General features: G+C 71.9%; 10 protein-coding genes. 5 read left to right on the top strand and 5 right to left on the bottom strand.

Annotated features, from left to right (window positions below; translation table 11 throughout):
* Position 1: 1 nt before the first annotated feature.
* The gene (gene gltS, locus ACW7G5_RS00320) at positions 2-1198 is read left to right on the top strand and encodes a sodium/glutamate symporter (protein WP_457000827.1); all 1197 of its coding nucleotides are present in this window, start codon (positions 2-4) and stop codon (positions 1196-1198) included.
* Here gltS and ACW7G5_RS00315 read toward each other — a convergent pair.
* The 3 genes from ACW7G5_RS00315 to ggt all read right to left on the bottom strand — a co-directional run bounded on the left by ACW7G5_RS00315 (position 1191) and on the right by ggt (position 8044).
* On the bottom strand, positions 1191-3014 hold the full coding sequence (locus ACW7G5_RS00315; RefSeq protein WP_457000825.1) for a serine hydrolase: 1824 nt from the start codon (positions 3012-3014) through the stop codon (positions 1191-1193). The genes gltS and ACW7G5_RS00315 overlap by 8 nt on opposite strands.
* A 76-nt stretch (positions 3015-3090) precedes the next feature.
* Complete coding sequence (locus tag ACW7G5_RS00310) at positions 3091-6186, bottom strand: TonB-dependent receptor plug domain-containing protein (protein ID WP_457000823.1); 3096 nt, start codon at positions 6184-6186, stop codon at positions 3091-3093.
* Between the two features lie 130 nt (positions 6187-6316).
* Complete coding sequence (gene ggt, locus ACW7G5_RS00305) at positions 6317-8044, bottom strand: gamma-glutamyltransferase (protein ID WP_457000822.1); 1728 nt, start codon at positions 8042-8044, stop codon at positions 6317-6319.
* Positions 8045-8285: 241 nt separating this feature from the next.
* Between ggt and ACW7G5_RS00300 the strand changes: the two genes are divergently transcribed.
* Complete coding sequence (locus ACW7G5_RS00300; RefSeq protein ID WP_457000820.1) at positions 8286-10043, top strand: gamma-glutamyltransferase family protein; 1758 nt, start codon at positions 8286-8288, stop codon at positions 10041-10043.
* A gap of 31 nt (positions 10044-10074) precedes the next feature.
* The gene (locus ACW7G5_RS00295; RefSeq protein WP_457000818.1) at positions 10075-11007 is read left to right on the top strand and encodes a LysR family transcriptional regulator; all 933 of its coding nucleotides are present in this window, start codon (positions 10075-10077) and stop codon (positions 11005-11007) included.
* Here the strand turns inward: ACW7G5_RS00295 and ACW7G5_RS00290 are convergent.
* A complete protein-coding gene (locus ACW7G5_RS00290) occupies positions 11004-12224 on the bottom strand; it encodes a flavohemoglobin expression-modulating QEGLA motif protein (RefSeq protein ID WP_457002784.1) in 1221 nt (406 codons plus the stop codon). The genes ACW7G5_RS00295 and ACW7G5_RS00290 overlap by 4 nt on opposite strands.
* A gap of 54 nt (positions 12225-12278) precedes the next feature.
* The gene (rsgA, locus tag ACW7G5_RS00285) at positions 12279-13382 is read right to left on the bottom strand and encodes a ribosome small subunit-dependent GTPase A (protein ID WP_457000816.1); all 1104 of its coding nucleotides are present in this window, start codon (positions 13380-13382) and stop codon (positions 12279-12281) included.
* Positions 13383-13498: 116 nt separating this feature from the next.
* Here rsgA and ACW7G5_RS00280 point away from each other — a divergent pair, with 116 nt between their 5' ends.
* Both ACW7G5_RS00280 and ACW7G5_RS00275 read left to right on the top strand, forming a co-directional pair.
* Positions 13499-14854, top strand: coding sequence for a M14 family metallopeptidase (locus ACW7G5_RS00280; protein ID WP_457000814.1), 1356 nt, complete (start codon positions 13499-13501; stop codon positions 14852-14854).
* A gap of 32 nt (positions 14855-14886) precedes the next feature.
* Positions 14887-16158: an aminotransferase class I/II-fold pyridoxal phosphate-dependent enzyme gene (locus tag ACW7G5_RS00275; protein ID WP_457000812.1), complete on the top strand. Its 1272-nt coding sequence runs from the start codon at positions 14887-14889 to the stop codon at positions 16156-16158.
* Positions 16159-16160 lie beyond the last annotated feature (2 nt).

Raw genomic sequence — 16160 nt, 5'->3', positions numbered from 1 at the left:
CATGCTGCAACTCGACGCCGTCCAGACCCTCGCCCTCGCCGGCATCGCCCTGTTCCTGGGCTATGCGCTGTGCCGCGTGATCCCGGTTCTTGGCCGCTACAACCTGCCGCCACCGGTGATCGGCGGGCTGGTGTTCGCGATCGCGGCCTGGATCGCGCACGACCGCGGCGCGACGCTGTTCGAGCTCGACACCGGGCTGCAGGGCCCGCTGATGATCGCGTTCTTCACCACCATCGGCGTCAACGCCAGCCTGCGGCTGCTGAAGATCAGCGGCAAGCAGGTGATGGTGTTCCTGGCCCTGGCCACCGTGTTCGCGGTGGCGCAGAACCTGCTCGGCATGGCGGTGGCGGTGGGCTTCGACCTGCACCCGCTGTTCGGCGTCCTTGCCGGCTCGACCACGCTGACCGGCGGCCCGGCGACCGGGCTGGCCTTCGCGCCGCTGTTCGAAGCGGCCGGCGTGGAGGGCGCGGAATCGATCGCGGTGGCGGCGGCGATGTCGGGCATCGTGCTTGGCGGACTGATCGGCGGGCCGGTGATCACTGTGCTGATCCGCCGCTTCAAACTGGTGTCCTCGCGGCCGCAGGACCACACCTCGCCCGACGACATCGAGGCCGCCGGCCCGCCGCTGACCGAGGCCCAGCGCGAATACGGCGCGCTGAAGAGCATCGTGGTGATCCTGGTGGCCATGTGGCTGGGCAGCTGGGTCAGCGACCTGATCTCGGCGACCGGCATCACCCTGCCGGCCTACGTGGGCGCGATGCTGGTCGGCGCGCTGATCCGCAACATCGACGACGCCACCGGCTGGATCGGCATGTCGGTGCCGACCACCGACCTCATCGGCAACGTCTGCCTGGCGCTGTTCCTGTCGGTGGCGCTGATGAACCTCAAGCTGTGGGAGCTGGCCGGGCTGGCGCTGCCGCTGCTGGTCAACCTCGGGCTGCAGGTGGGGATGGTGGCGGCGTTCTGCCTGGTGGTGTTCCGGATGATGGGCCGCGACTACGACGCCGCGGTGATGGGCGGCGGCTTCATCGGCTTCATGCTCGGCACCACCGCGAACGCGATGGCGGTGATGCGCACCCTGGTCGAGCGCTACGGCGCCGCGCCGCGCGCGTTCCTGGTCGCGCCGCTGGTGGGCGCGTTCTTCATCGACTTCAGCAACGCGCTGATCATCACCGGGTTCATCAACTTCTTCAGTTGACCGGCACGTCGTACAGCGGCCCCGGCCCGGTGCCGGCCTGGAAGCTGTAGTGCCACCATTCCATGGGGTAGTTGGCAAAGCCGCCGGCCGCCATCGCGTCACGCAGCAGGTGGCGGTTGGCGCGCTGTCCGGCGCTGGCCTCCGGCGAATCGGTATTGGCGCGGGTGCCGAAGAAGTCGAAGCCGGTGCCCATGTCCAGCGGCGCGCAGTCCAGGCCGCGGTCGTCGCAGCGCAGCACGGTGAGGTCCACCGTGTGGCCGCGGCTGTGGCCCGACACCTCCGCGATGTAGCCGTCGAGCAGCTGCGGCTTGTCCAGGTCCGGGTAGTGGGTGGCCTTGGTGGCGACGTCGCCGGAATCGCCGACCCAGCGCATGAAGTGCGCCACCGCGCGCACCGGGCGGTAGCAGTCGAAGATGTGCAGGCGCAGGTTGCGTTCACGCAGCGCGGCCTCGACACGCGCCAGCGCCTCGGCCGCCTCCAGTTTGAGCCAGCAGCGCGGCGCCTCGTAGCCGTCCACCGGCGCACCGACGAAGTTGTCGCTGCCGGCATAGGCGATCGCCTGCGAAATGCCGGGCACCAGGCTGCGGATATCGACCATGCCCGCCGCGTCCATCGTGGCCGCGCCGGAGACGACGGGCGCGACCGGTGCGGCCGGCGTCGCCTCGCGACCGGCGATGAAGTGCTCGTGCAGCGCCCGGTTGACCGCCGTCCGGAACGCCTCCTCGCCGCGGCTGCCGTTGGTGATCACGACGAAGCCGTACTTCCGCTCCGCGTCGAAGAACATCGAGCTGTACAGGCCGTAGGCCGATCCGGTGTGGCCGGTCAGCACCACCCCGGGCACCAGGGTCCGGTCGGTGCGCATGGCCAGGCCGTAGCCGCCGCTGCCGTCGTCGATGGCGACGGTGGGCGTCTGCATCGCCAGCGCGCTCGCGGGGCTGATGATGCGCACGCCGTTCCACTGGCCGTGGTTCATGTGCATCAGCATGTACTTCGCCAGGTCCGGCGCCGGGATCTTGAGCCCGCCGGTGGGCGAGAACACCGGCGCGTCGCGACCCATGGCGTAGCCGTCCAGGCGACCGGCCAGCGGCGCGTAGGCCGCCTCCGAACGCACGAAGCCATCGCCCTCGCGCCAGCGGTAGATCCAGGCGATACGGTCCCGGTCCAAAGCGTCCACCAGGTGGCCACCGTAGAGGTCCAGGGGTTCGAGCACGTGCGCGCGCACGTAGGCGTCGAAGCGCTCGCCGGACACGCGTTCCACGATCGCGCCGGCCATGTTGTAGCCGAGGTTGGAATATTCGTAGCGCTCACCGGGCGCGCGCTCGGCATAGCGCTCCCGCCACGCGCCGCCGGCGCCGGGGTCGATGGCGTCGAGGCTGCCGTACTGCTCGCCGTCGGTGATCGACGAGGTGTGGTTGAGCAGCATCCGCAGCGTGACCGGGCGCTCCGGGAACGTCGGGTTGCGCACCGGGAAGCCGACCAGGCCGCCGACCTCGTCATCCAGTGACAGGCGCCCCTGCTCGGCCAGCTGCAGGATCGAAGTGGCCACGAAGGACTTCGAGATGGAGGCGATGCGGAAGGCATCGTCCCGGTCGAGGGGGATCTGCTGCTCCAGGTCCTTCCAGCCCAGGCTGCCGCTGTAGACGATGGCGTCGTCGCGGACCACCACCACCGCCAGGCCCACCGTGCCGTGCTCGTCCATCAACCCGCGCAGCCGGTCCTCGATGCCCTCGGCCGCCGCGGACGGCAGCCAGGCGCAGCACGACAGGACGACGGCGAACAGTGCCAGGGCGCGACCGGCCCTGCTGCGTTGCTTCATGGTGCCTCCGAGGGGATTCCGGGACCGTGCGCCAGGCCATCGCCATCCATGGCGGCGGCGCGCGCGTGGACGGCGATCAGTCGAAGGACTTGGTCACCGTCAGGTAGTAACCGCGCCCGAGCGCATTGTGCAGCGAAGAATAGCCCAGCGCGCTCGGGGTCAGCGGCGGCTGGCGATCGCCGATGTTGCGCACCGTCAGGCGGATCCGGGTGCCATCGAGGAAGCCCTCGGTTCCGCTGAAGCGATGCTCGGCCCAGAGGTTGGTCGTCGTCCAGCTCGGCACCGGGTAGTAATTGCCGAGGTTGGAGACCGCGCCGGTCGATTCGAAGGCGTCGGTGTGGTTGACGAAGGTGCCCAGGCCCCAGCCGTCCTTGCGCCAGGAGGCGCTGAAGGTCGCGCGCCATTCCGGCTTGCCGTTGACGCCCAGCAGGTTGCCGGCGTTGCGGATGTCGAAGTTGTCATCGATCAGCCCCGCCTCCTGCGCCTCGATGATGCGCAGCTCGTCGGCGGTGGGGTCCTGCGACATCTGGATCAGACGCGTCGCGTTGAGACTGGCGTTGAAGGTGCCGGCGGTGTCCGTGCGCAGGCGCCAGTCGACGCCGAAGTCGATGCCGCGCGTGGTCCGGGGCAAGCGGTTGATGTAGAGGTCGTCGATGTGGTCGACCATGCCCACCGGGTCGAGCCCGGTGCCTTCGAACAGCGCGATCCGTGCTTCGTCCGGATCCAGCCGCACAACCGCAGGATTGAACGAACCCTGCATGCGCAGCAGGTAGTCCAGCGCCAGGTGCGTGGCCTCGCCGAGGATACCGATCACATCCTCCTGCTGGATCTCGAAGTAGTCGGTGGTGAAGGTCATGCGCGTGGATTCGGGCAGGAACCTCGGTTGGAACACGAAGCCGGCCGACCAGGTCTCGGCGGTTTCCGGTTCCAGGTTGCGGTTGCCGCTGCGGACCGCCATCGTGCTGTAGCTGCGGCCGCAGCGGTGCACGCCGTCGATGGTGCCGTTGCGGATATCGGCCTCGCAGACGTAGTAATCGGTGCGGCTGTTGCTGACCGTGGTGCCTTCGGAATACAGCTGCAGGATGTTCGGCGCGAGGAAGCTCTGCGACCAGTTGGCGCGGAACATCACGCCGTCGACGATGTCCCAGGCCAGCGACACCTTGGGCTTGGCGACGCCGCCGAAGTCGGAGTAGTGCTCGTAGCGCCCCGCGACCTGCAGGTCCAGCGCGCGCACCAGCGGCACTTCCATCTGCGGCGACACCAGCGGTATCGCGAATTCGGCGTACAACGAGCCGACCTCGCGGTCGCCTGAATTGTCACCGGAGGGGCTGGCGCCGAGCACGTCGCTGGTGATCGCACCGGTCATCGGGTTGGTGTAGGTCAAGGTGCCGTCGAAGCGCGGATCACGATCGTCATCCAGGGTTTCGCGGCGCCACTCGCCACCGAAGGCGACGCCGACGTGGCCGGCCGGAACCTGGAACAGGTCCTCACGGATGAAGCGGGTGTCGAGCTGGAACAGGGTCGCCTTGCTCTCGCGCAGCACGGGCACGGTGAAGTGATCGATCGCGACCTGGTTCCGGCCGTGCTCCGGGGGCGCGCCCCAGTCGGCCGGGTTGCCGCCCAGGAAGGGGTTGTAGGCGTCCGGCGTGTTCCACGACAGCGCCTCGGCGAACAGCGTGTTGCTGATCGATCCGTACTGCGTGTCCCTGGTCTCCGCCGCCGAATACAGCACCGCGCCTTCCCAGTCGAAGCCGCCGACCATGCCGCGCACGCCGGCCAGGACGCGGTACTGGTCGTCGTCCACCGTGTACGGACGCGAAGTGTCGGTTGGCCGGTAACTGGTCATGCGCACGTCCAGCCCTTCTTCCGGCGCATCGATGCCCGCCAGGCGGTTCGGGTTGAGCGAGCCGTCGGGCAGGTACATCGCGCCGAACGGGTTGTAGTAGTTGGTCTTCGACACCAGGATCGGCGCAGCGCCCAGCGGCGCGGCCTGCTCGCGCATGCCTTCGTAGCGCGCCTTGTAAAACGCCAGCTCGCCGAAGGCGATGAAGTTGTCGTCGAGGTCATGCTCGATCGTGCCGAACGCGTTCATGCGGTCCAGCTCGCCCATGATCTGGCGCTGGTGGTTGGGGCTGAAGCGCAGTGGCCGGTCGGGGGTGGTGCTCTGGGCGCCGGAGTTGATGCAGACCCCGCCGCCCAGCGGCGCGGTGCAGCCGTGGTGGCCCACCGGGTCGATGTGGAACTGGCCGCTGCCATTGGTGACCAGCGCGTCACCGGGGCCGCGCACGCTGGCGTTGCCCACGGTCTGGAACACACCCCAGGCCGAGCCGGTGATGCGGTCGTCGAACGCGGTCACGCCTTCGAACTCGGTGCCTTCCATCAGCGGGCGGCGATCCATGTTGGCGCTGTAGTCGCGCGCATCGGCCGGCAGGTCGGTGCGGTGCGTCCAGCCGCCGACCAGCGTCGCGCGGGTGCGGCCGTCGTTGAACCACTTGCCGGCCTTGAAATTGATGTTGCCCTGGCGCAGGTCGACGTCTTCGGAGCCGCCGTACTGGGCCTGCACCTGGAAGCCCTGGTAATGGGTGTCCAGGACCACGTTGACCACACCGGCCACCGCGTCCGACCCGTACAGCGCCGATGCGCCGCCGAGCAGGGTCTCGACACGCCGGGTGCCGAACAGCGGAATCGCGTTCATGTTGGCGGTCTGCCGCGGCACCAGCGATTCGGTCTGCGTGCCCGGGTGCGGCACCATGCGCCGTCCGTTCACCATCAGCAGCGTGTTGCCGGTGCCGAGGTTGCGAAGGTTGATCGAGCCCACGTCGCCGCGCGCCGCGTTGAGGTTGGACGCGGTGTCGGTGTTGCTGAACATCATGTCGCCGACCTGCGGGATCGCCTGCAGCAGCTCGTCGCCGGAGATCGCGCCGGTCGCCTCGATCTTCTCCTCGTCCATTATCAGGACCGGCGACGGCCCCTCGGTCCGCGTGCTCGCAAGCCGGCTGCCCACGACCACGACGGCGTCCAGCTCCTTCGCCGTGGCAGTGGCCGTGGTGGTTGTCTGCAGCGGCGGCGTATCCGGCTCCGCGACATCCTGCTGCTGTGCAAACGCCATGCTCTGGAGCGTCGCGCCGAGGATGACGCTGAGCAGCGTCGGCTTGGTCAGGCGATGGTGCATGTGGTGTTCCCTCCGAAGACATCAAACCGGCGCGCACGCGCGCTCCCCTTATTCGACTTTAGCGGCGTTGCCGTTTCGCCAGCCCTCGTTTTTCTGCCCCATCCCATAGCGGGAGGTTATGCCTGCGCGCCTACTGCGCGAAGGCAGCCGCGCCCGGGCGCCTGGGATCGGCCGCGCCTTCCACGCGGGACGCCTCCAACAGCAGCGTCTGCGTGCTGCCGATGGTCTGTCCCTGCTCCGGCTCGTGGCCGCGCTCGCGCAGGATGCGCAGCGTGTCCGGACTGAACCCCCGCTCGATGTCGAGCTCGCCACGCGCGGTGACCTGCTGGTGGATGCGCGGGAACGACGTCGCCTCGGCGATGTTCATGTCGAAGTCGACGACGTTGACGATCATCTGCACGATCGTGCCCGGGATGGTGTTGCCGCCCGGGCTGCCGGTCACAAGCCACGGCCGGCCATCGCGCAGCAGCATCGTCGGCGACATGCTCGACACCGGGCGGCTGCCCGGCCGCAGCGCGTTCGCCGGCGGCTCGCGGCCGTCGCGCGCGGCGTCCAGCTGCGCCTGCAGCGAGAAGTTGCCGATCAGGTTGCCAAGCAGGAAGCCGGTGCCTTCCAGCATCACCCCCGAGCCGAAGTCGGCGCCGATGGTGTAGGTGGTGCTGACCGCGTTGCCCTCGCCGTCCACCACCGAGAAATGGGTGGTGTCCGGGGCTTCGTGGGCCCAGATGTCGCCGGCGCCGACCGCGGCCGCAGGCGTCGCCCGGTCCATGGCGATCTCCGCCGCCCGCGACGCGCCGTACGCCTTCGACACGAAGCCCTGCAGTGGCACGGGTGACGCCGCCGGATCATTGGCGTGGGCCCGGCGGTCGCGCCAGGCGCGCTTGGTCGCCTCGGCCAGCACGTGCAGCGCATCGGCGGAGCCTGCGCCCATCGCCGCCAGGTCGAAGCGCTCGAGGATGTTGAGCGTCATCGCGACGCCCGGCCCGCCGCCGCTGGACGGCGGCATGGTCAGCAGCGCGTGGCCGCGGTAGCTGCTGCGCAGCGGCTCGCGCGCGATCGCGCGGTAGGCGGCCAGGTCCGCCTTGCGCAGCAGCCCGCCGTGGGCGCGCATGCCGGCGTCGATCCGCTCGGCGATCGCGCCGCGATAGAAGGCATCGGCGCCGTGTTCGGCGATCTGGCGCAGCGACCAGGCAAGGTCGGCCTGCACCAGGCGCTCGCCCGCGCGCAGCGCTGAGCCGTCCGCGTGCAGGAAGACCTTCGCGCCGGCCGCGCTGCGCGCCAGCCGCTCCCGGCCCCAGTCCAGCGCGAAGGCCTCGTCGCGGCTGAGCACCATGCCGTCCGCGGCCAGCCGGATCGCCGGCTGCAGCAGTTGCTTCCAGGGCAGCCGGCCGTGCGTTTCGTGCGCCAGCGCCAGGCCCGCCACCGTGCCCGGCACGCCTGCGGCGCGGATGCCGGCCGCGTGGCCCTGCAGGGTCCCGTCCTCGCCGACATAGGCGTCGAGCGTGGCCAGCGCGGGTGCCATCGAGCGGAAGTCGATCGCAACCGCGCCGGCCCCGCCCGCGGGATGGACCAGCATGTAGCCGTCGCCACCGATGTTGCCGGCGCGCGGCAGGGCCACGGCCATGGCGAAGGCCATGGCCACGCTGGCGTCGACCGCGTTGCCGCCTTCGCGCAGCACCTGTGCGCCGATCCGGCTGGCATGCGCGCTCTGGCTGACCACCATGCCGCCCTCGGCAACGACGGGCTTGTGGATCTGTTCGTAGTTGAGCAGCTGCCGCGTCTGCGCCGGCGCCGTCGCGGCGGCGGCCAGGCAGAGCGCGAACAGCGCCGCGCGGGACAGCATGGATCGCCTGCGCATGTGGTGGTCTCCTGTCGTCGTCCGATGCCCCCCGGGCGCTTCGACACTGCCCGAGGCGGCCCTGGCTGTCGCCCAGCTTTCCTGCGGACGGGTATGCGGCGCGGCTATGGACGCGGCCATAGCCTGGCGTTATCGGCCACCCCCGCAAAGCGGGGGGCGTGCGGCATTCAATCGCGATAGCCTCGGAACATCCCTTCCCTCCGGCGACGTGCCCGCCGCCGGCCTCCGCAGGAGCCCGCCCTTGGCCTCGTCGTCGCTGCACGCATCGCTCTCCACGGCATACCGCGCGCTTGCCTCGCTGTCCGTGTCCTGCCTCGTCGCCTGCGGCACCGGCGCAGGCGCAGGCGTCGTCGCGCCCGTGCCGCCGGCCGCCGTCGCCGTCGCCGACGCCAACGCCTCCGCGGCCGGGCTTGTCAGCAGCGCGCACCCGCTGGCGACCGAAGCCGGCCTGGAGGTGCTCCGCCGCGGCGGCAGCGCGATCGATGCCGCGGTCGCCGTCCAGGCCATGCTCGGCCTGGTCGAGCCGCAGAGTTCGGGCCTGCTGGGCGGCGCCATCGTGCTGCACTACGACGCGGACTCGGGGCGCGTGGACAGCTGGATCGGCCGCGAGCGCGCCCCCATGGCCGCCGGCCCGGGCATGTTCACCGACGACGACGGGCACGTCCTGTCGCGCGCCGACGCGATGCTGAGCGGGCGCGCCACGGGCGTCCCCGGCGCGTTGCACGCGCTTGAACTCGCGCATGGCGAACACGGCGTGCTGGACTGGTCGACGCTGTTCGAATCCACGGCGGCGCAGGCCGAGCGCGGCTTCGCGGTGACGCCGCGCCTGCACCGCCACATCGCCGGCGACTTCCCGCAGGCGTCCGCGCCCGACGTGGTGGCGCTGTTCGCCGCCGCCGACGGCAGCCCGCTGCGCGTCGGCGACACCTTCCGCAATCCGGCCTACGCCGCCAGCCTGCGCACGATCGCCGTACGCGGCAGCGGGGCGCTGCGCTCGGGACCGCTGGCCGACGCCCTGCTTGCGCGCGTCGCGGAGCCGCCCCATGGCGCCCGCGTCACCCCGGGCGACCTGCGGCACGGCGGCGCCGAGCGCAGCGACGCGATCTGCCGCCCGCTACGTGCCCGGGTGGTGTGCGCGGCACCGCCGCCGGCAAGCGGCGTCGGCCTGCTGCAGCTCATGCTGCTTCTCGACGGCACCGACATCGCCGAGCGCGGCCCCGACGATCCGCAGGCGTGGTTCCTGTTCGCCGAAGCCAGCCGCCTGATGTATGCCGACCGCGACCACTACGTCGGCGACCCCCGCTTCAGCCCGGTGCCGGCGGCCGGCCTGCTCGACCCCGAGTACATCGCCGGGCGCCGCGATCTGATCGGCACGCATGCCGCGGCGGGGCGGCCCGCGCACGGCCAGCCGCCCGGCGCGCCCGCGCACGGGGCCGACGCCACCGACGAGCCCGCCGGCACCAGCCACTTCGTCGTGGTCGACGCCGCCGGCAACGCAGTGTCGATGACCACCACCATCGAATCCTATTTCGGCTCCGGGCGCGTGGTCGGCGGCATGCTGCTCAACAACCAGCTGACCGATTTTTCCTGGGGGCCCGGCGCGACGGCGGCCAACGCGATCGCGCCCGGCAAGCGTCCGCGCTCGTCGATGTCGCCGGTGATCGTGCTCGACCGCGACGGCGGCTTCGCCGGCGCCATCGGCTCGCCAGGCGGCAATGCGATCCCGGCCTACATCGCCAAGGCCCTGGTCGGGTGGCTGTACTGGGACCTGCCGCTGCAGGACGCGGTCGCGCTGCCCAACCTGGTCGCGCGCGGGGCGCGCTTCAACGGCGAAGCGGACGCGTTCGCGCCGGCGCTGCGCGCGGCGCTGTCCGCCCGTGGCATCGATATCGTCGCGGGCGCCGGCGAGGACTCGGGCCTGCACGGCGTGGCGCGGAGCGGCGGCGTACTGCGCGGCGCCGCCGATCCGCGCCGCGAGGGCACCGCGGCACAACCTTAGTCACGCGACAGGCGGCGGGCGGGCGACGATCATGCCCGCTGCCATCCAGGAGTGCCGCACCGCCATGCGCTTCCGCCAGATCGAGGTGTTCCACGCCGTCTACACCTCCGGCTCCATCAGCGCCGCGGCGCGCGCCCTGCACGTCTCGCAGCCTTCGGTCAGCAAGGTGCTGCAGCACACCCAGCAGCAGCTGGGCCTGGAGCTGTTCCGCCTTGTGCGCGGCAGGCTGGTCGCCACCGACCAGGCGCACGCGCTGTTCGTCGAAGTGTCCGAGGTCTTCAGCCGGCTGACCTCGCTGCAGAAGACGGTCGTCAACCTGCGCAGCCTCGCCGGCGGCCGCATCCGCCTGGCGGTCGTGCCCTCGCTGGGGCTGCACGTCGCGCCGCTGGCGATCGCGCGCTTCCGCGCGCGCCATCCCGACGTCACCTTCGACGTGCAGACGCTGCACCACGACGCGCTGTTCCAGGCCCTGTACGAGCGCAGCTGCGACATCGCCATCGCCTATGACCCGCCCATGCACCCGAGGATGAAGCGCCGCGACATCGACACCGGCGAGCTGATGCTGCTGTACCAGCCCGCCGCCCTGCCCGGCGTCGGCGAGCACGTGCCGCTGCGGGTCCTCGACGGACGGGACCTGGTGGGCCTGACCACGGGCGGGCCGGTGGGCGACCTGCTCAACCGCGAGCTGCAGCGCCAGGACATCACGGTCAACGAAGTGGTCTCCAACCAGACCTTCTACATCGCCGCCGAGCTGGCGCGGCACGGCGTGGGCATGGCGGTGGTGGACGAGTTCACCGCGCGCGCGGCCGCCGGCCCGGCGGTGTCGCACCGCCCGTTCTCGCCGCCGCTGCGTTTCAAGGTGCAGTGCGTGCACCTCGAGGACCGCCCGCCGTCGGAAGCCGCGCGCCGCTTCCTGGCCGTGTTCGCGAAGGCGCTGCGCGACGCGCGCCCGGGCGTCGGCTAGCCGGCGCCGCCGCTGCCCGGTTCGGTGGCAGCCGACAGCCGGTCCAGCCGGATGCGGTTGGCGAACAACGAGAACGCCAGCTGCCCGGCCAGGCCGTTCGCGCGCGCCACCCAGTCGGGCAGCCAGCGCGGCGGCGCGAGCACCCCGGCATCGAACAGCGGATCGAAGGCCTGCACGTCGTCGAGCGTCATCTTGCCGGCGAACAGGCGCCGGCACTGGCGCAGGCGGCCGTCGCGCAGCGCGTGGCGGAAGAAGGTATGCACCTCGACCAGCCCGCGCAGGTAGACCGTGTCCTTGGCGAACGCCGCGCCGCCGGCCACCGGCACCCCGCGGAACACGCGCTGGGCCGAGGAGAAGCTCTCCGCCGCCTCCTGGCCGGCATCGCGGAAATACCCGAACACCTGCAGGAAGTCCGCGCCCTCCATCGCCATCGCGATGGCCTCGGTGCGCAGGCTGATGCGCTTCATGCGTTCGATGTCGATGCTGCCGGTGATCTGCTCGGCCAGCACCGCCAGCCCTTCCTGGGTGGCGGTGATGCGCGGCGAGGACATCGCCAGGCTCGGCAGCCGCACCTGGTCGCGGCCGTTGAGCGCGGTCAGCGAATGCACCAGCGCCTCGTGGTGCAGCAGCTGGCGGCGGTCGTAGTCGGTGTAGGCCGCACCGGTGCGCAGGCGGATGCGGTACGCGCCGGCCGCCGCCTTGGCGATCATGTCCGGGTCCAGTTCCACCGCCACCACGCGCCCGCCGAAGAAGGCGTCCAGCGCGTTCTGCAGCTGCAACTGCAGCGCGGTGGCCGAGATCGCGACCTGCTCTTCCGGCGCCAGCAGTTCGCGGTCGAGCTCGTTGGCGATGTCGATGAAATGCCGCGCGGCGTCGCGCGTGCTCGGCCCGCCGCCGGGCAGCGGGTCGTCCGGACGGCCGTACAGCGCCACCGACAGCGCGCCGGCCTCGGGCGTGCCCAGCGCTTCCAGCATGCGCGCGGCCACGTCCCACTGCCGCGCCGAGTCGACCAGGTAACGGCCGAGCGGATGCGCCGGGTCGGCGGCATCGGCGACGGCCCCCAGCTCGCGGCGAGCGTCGCTGAAATCGTGGCGGGGATAGTCGACCCGCGGCAGTTGCAGCCGGCCCTGCGCGAGGCCGGCAAGGAAACCGTGCTGCACCGACGCCGGCCAGCTTGCCAGCGTCAGCACCCGGATCCCGCGTGCCGCCGCGACCATGCGTGCGTCGAGCGCGGCGTGGCGTGCGAGCTCGGGCGACGCGGCGTCCACGCCTCAGCGCTTGCCCGGGCGGTCGTCCGACCGCTTCTGCGGGGTACGCGAAGGCAGCTTCGCGACCTGCCGGTCGGCCAGGCGCGAGGCCAGCCGGTCCGAGGCGGCGGCGAGCTCGCCGCCAAGCTTCAGGTAGTTGAGGAAGCGGCCTTCGTCCAGCACCCCGCTGGCGATCGCCGCGCGCAGCGCGCAGCCGGGCTCGCGACCGTGCGCGCAGTCGCGGAACCGGCATTCGGCGGCCAGCGCCTCGATGTCGGCGAAGCCGCCGTCGGCGAGCTCCTCCTCGCCGGTGGGCTTGAGCTCGCGCATGCCCGGTGTGTCGATCAGGCAGGCTCCGGAAGGCAGCGGGATCAGCGCGCGGTGGGTGGTGGTGTGGCGGCCGCGGGCATCGTGCTCGCGCACCGCGGCGGTCTTCATCCGGTCGCTGCCGAGCAGGGTGTTGGTCAGCGTGGACTTGCCGGCGCCGGAGCTACCCACCAGCACCGCGGTGTCACCCGGATGCAGCCAGGGCGAGAGCGCCGCGGCCGCCGCAGCGTCCTTCGCGTTCACCGCCACCGCGGGCACGCCCAGGGCTTCGATGGCGGCCAGCGCGACGCGCGCCGCGGCCGCGTCGGCGCCAGGCTGGTCGGCCTTGGTCAGCACTACCACCGGCTGCGCGCCGCTGCCCTGCACCAGGAGCAGGTAGCGCTCGATGCGGCGCGGATTGAAGTCGCCGTCCAGGCCGCAGACCACGAAGGCCACGTCGACATTGGCGGCGATCAGCTGCTGCCGGTAGTGCTCGCCGGCGGCGCCGCGCTTGATCGCGCTGCGGCGCGGCAGCAGGGCGACGATGCGCTTGCCCTCCTCGACCAGCACCCAGTCGCCGACCGCTGGCCGGTCCTCCGGCGCCACCGTGCCCTTGCGATAGCCGACCGGGCGCTGCCATTCGGGCAGCGACTCCACCGCGACGCCGTCGCCGGGACCGGTCGCCACCACGTAGCCCGAGCGGTGCTGCTCGACCACGCGCGCGGGCTGCGCCTGCGGATGCGCGGCCATCGCCTGCTGCCAGCGCGGATCGATGCCGGCCCGCCAGCCGATGGCCTGCAGTCCGGCGGCGGCGGGATTCAAGCGCGGGGTCGGCGGGAGGTCATGGCCGCGATTCTACCGTCCGGACGGCGTCGCCGGCTTGGCAGGCCCGGGTGCGCCTGCGACCATCGCGCGTCACTGTCCCGCATGGATTCCAGATGACGCCTTCCACCGACGAACGCCCGCAGCGCCGCGACCGCGCGGCCGTGCGCACCGCCCGCTGGCTGCCCGCCACGCTGGCGCTGCTCGTGGCCGGCTGCGCGTCGCGCCAGCCGATCGATCCGCCGCCTGCAGCCGCTGCGGACACACCCCCGGCCTCGGCGCCGGCCGGCACATCGCAGGCGGCGGTCCAGGTCCGCAAGGCCTGGCGCTTCGACGCGGACGGCCTGCGTTTCGACAACCTGCTGCCCGCGGCGCGGCTGTCGGGCGTCGCGCGCCTGGGCGAGGGCCGCTACCGGATCGACATCGCGCCGGAAACGGAGCCGGTCAATCCCAGCGCCTGGTATGGCTTCCGCATCCACGCCGACGCACCGCGCACCCTGGAGCTGCGCTTCGCCTACGCCCATGGCCATCGCCACCGCTACGTGCCCAAGCTCAGCGCCGATGGCCGCGCATGGCGCGAAGCCGGCGCCGACGAGTTCCGGGTCGATGACGAAGGCGTCGCCCATCTGCGGTTGCAGCTCGAAGCGGGCGCCCTGCACGTGTCGGCACAGCCGCCGTTCCTGCCCGCGGACTTCGAGGCCTGGTCAGCGGACGTCGCCGGGCGGCTCGGCCTCGAGCCGCGCACCTTCGGCACCTCGGTCCAGGGCCGAGCGCTGCAGGCGTTCGAATTCGGCGCCGACGGCGACGCACCGGTGCTGCTGGTGCTCGGGCGCCAGCATCCACCGGAGAACACCGGCACCCAGGCGCTGACCGGGTTCGTCGAGGCGCTGGCCGCCGACACGCCGGACGCGCGCGCGTTCCGCGACCGCATGCGCGTGCTGGTGGTGCCGCTGCTGAACCCCGACGGCGTGGTCGAGGGCCACTGGCGCGGCAATGCCAACGGCGTCGACCTCAACCGCGACTGGGGGCCGTTCGCGCAGCCGGAAACGCGCGCGCTGCGCGAATTGCTGGCCGCACGCGGCATCGGCGCCGGCCGCGTCGCCTTCGCGATCGACTTCCATTCGACCGTCCGCGACGTGTTCTACACCGTGGCCGAGGACCCTTCGCGCGCGCCGGGCGGCGTGCTGCACGCATGGATGGCGGCGATGCAGGCCGGCTTCGACATCGAGGAGAAGCCGTCCAGCGCCCGCTCGCCGGTGTTCAAGAACTGGGCGTTCTGCCGCCTCGGCGCGCCCGCGGTCACCTACGAGGTGGGTGACGCCACCCCCGCCGCCGAGCTGGAGCGGGTCGCCCGCCACGCGGCGCGCAGCCTGATGGCCCTGCTGCCGGCCGCGCAGCCGCCACCGGCGGACCCGGCATGCCCACGCTTCGGCGCCGGCCCCGGCGGCGACTCGCACATGCAATTCCGCTAGTCTCTGCCGTCCGCCCGCGCCGACCGCCCCGCATGCCAAAGCCGCCGCTCGCCACCCGTGAACGCCTGTCCGAGGTGCGCTACGAGATCCGCGGCGAGCTCGCGCGCCGCGCCCGCGAACTCGAGGCCGACGGGCACGTGCTGATCAAGCTCAACATCGGCAACCCCGGCGCCTTCGGCTTCCGCGCGCCGGAGCACATGCAGCGCGCGATCGCCGACCACATCCACGACACCGATCCCTACGCGCACCAGCAGGGCCTGCCGGCGGCGCGCGAAGCGATCGCGGCCCATCACGCCGCGCGCGGCGCGGCCGGCGTGTCGGCCGACGACGTCTTCATCGGCAACGGCGTCAGCGAGCTGATCGACATCAGCCTGCGCGCCCTGCTCAACCCCGGCGACGAGGTGCTGCTGCCCTCCCCCGACTACCCGCTGTGGTCGGCCTCGACCATCCTCAACGACGGCCGCCCGGTGTACTACCCCTGCCGTGCCGAGAACGGCTTCCTGCCCGATCCCGACGAGATCGAGGCGCTGGTGTCGCCGCGCACGCGCGCGATCGTGCTGATCAACCCCAACAATCCCACCGGCGCCAGCTATCCGCGCGCGCTGCTGGAGCGCATCGCCGACGTCGCCCGTCGCCACGGCCTGCTGCTGATGGCCGACGAGATCTACGACGGCATCACCTACGACGACGCGCGCTTCGAACCGCTGGCGCCGATCGCCGGCGACGTGCCCTGCCTGTCCTTCGGCGGCCTGAGCAAGGTGCACCGCGCCTGCGGCTGGCGCATCGGCTGGGCAGTGCTGTCAGGCGATGCCGGTGCGACGCGCGACTATCGCCATGCCATCGACCTGCTCGGCGCGCTGCGCCTGTGCGCGAACGTGCCGGGGCAGTTCGCGGTGCCTGCGGCGCTGTCCGGGCTCGACACCATCGGCCCGCTGGTGGCGCCCGGCGGCCGCCTGCACGAGGCGCGGCGCATCGTGGCCGAAGCCTGCGCGGCCAGTCCCCACCTGGAGCTGCAGGTGCCCGACGGCGCGCTGTACGCCTTTCCCGGCGTGGTTGGCCCGGCGGCGCAGTGTTTCGACGACCATGCGTTTGCGCTGGAACTGATGGAGACCGAGCACGTGCTGGTGGTACCGGGCTCGAGCTTCAACGTGCCCTACCGCAACCATTTCCGCGTCACCCTGCTGCCCGAGCCGGAGCAGCTGCGCGAAGTGTTCCGGCGCATCGACCGCGTGCTGGCCCGCCGCGCCGCGGCGGCGACACCTGCGAGAGCGGCTACAGCCGCGATCGATCCCGCGACGGCCTGACC

This window comes from Luteimonas sp. A501 (assembly GCF_054052085.1).
Note: the sequence above shows the minus strand (reverse complement) of the source record. Positions and strands in the feature narration are given on the sequence as shown.

What these genes read in the sequence shown, in the direction of transcription:
- gltS (WP_457000827.1), top strand. Translation starts at nt 2, where the DNA reads ATGCTGCAACTCGACGCCGTCCAGACCCTCGCCCTCGCCGGCATCGCC.
- ACW7G5_RS00315 (WP_457000825.1), bottom strand. Translation starts at nt 3,014, where the DNA reads ATGAAGCAACGCAGCAGGGCCGGTCGCGCCCTGGCACTGTTCGCCGTC.
- ACW7G5_RS00310 (WP_457000823.1), bottom strand. Translation starts at nt 6,186, where the DNA reads ATGCACCATCGCCTGACCAAGCCGACGCTGCTCAGCGTCATCCTCGGC.
- ggt (WP_457000822.1), bottom strand. Translation starts at nt 8,044, where the DNA reads ATGCGCAGGCGATCCATGCTGTCCCGCGCGGCGCTGTTCGCGCTCTGC.
- ACW7G5_RS00295 (WP_457000818.1), top strand. Translation starts at nt 10,075, where the DNA reads ATGCCCGCTGCCATCCAGGAGTGCCGCACCGCCATGCGCTTCCGCCAG.
- ACW7G5_RS00290 (WP_457002784.1), bottom strand. Translation starts at nt 12,224, where the DNA reads ATGGTCGCGGCGGCACGCGGGATCCGGGTGCTGACGCTGGCAAGCTGG.
- ACW7G5_RS00280 (WP_457000814.1), top strand. Translation starts at nt 13,499, where the DNA reads ATGACGCCTTCCACCGACGAACGCCCGCAGCGCCGCGACCGCGCGGCC.
- ACW7G5_RS00275 (WP_457000812.1), top strand. Translation starts at nt 14,887, where the DNA reads ATGCCAAAGCCGCCGCTCGCCACCCGTGAACGCCTGTCCGAGGTGCGC.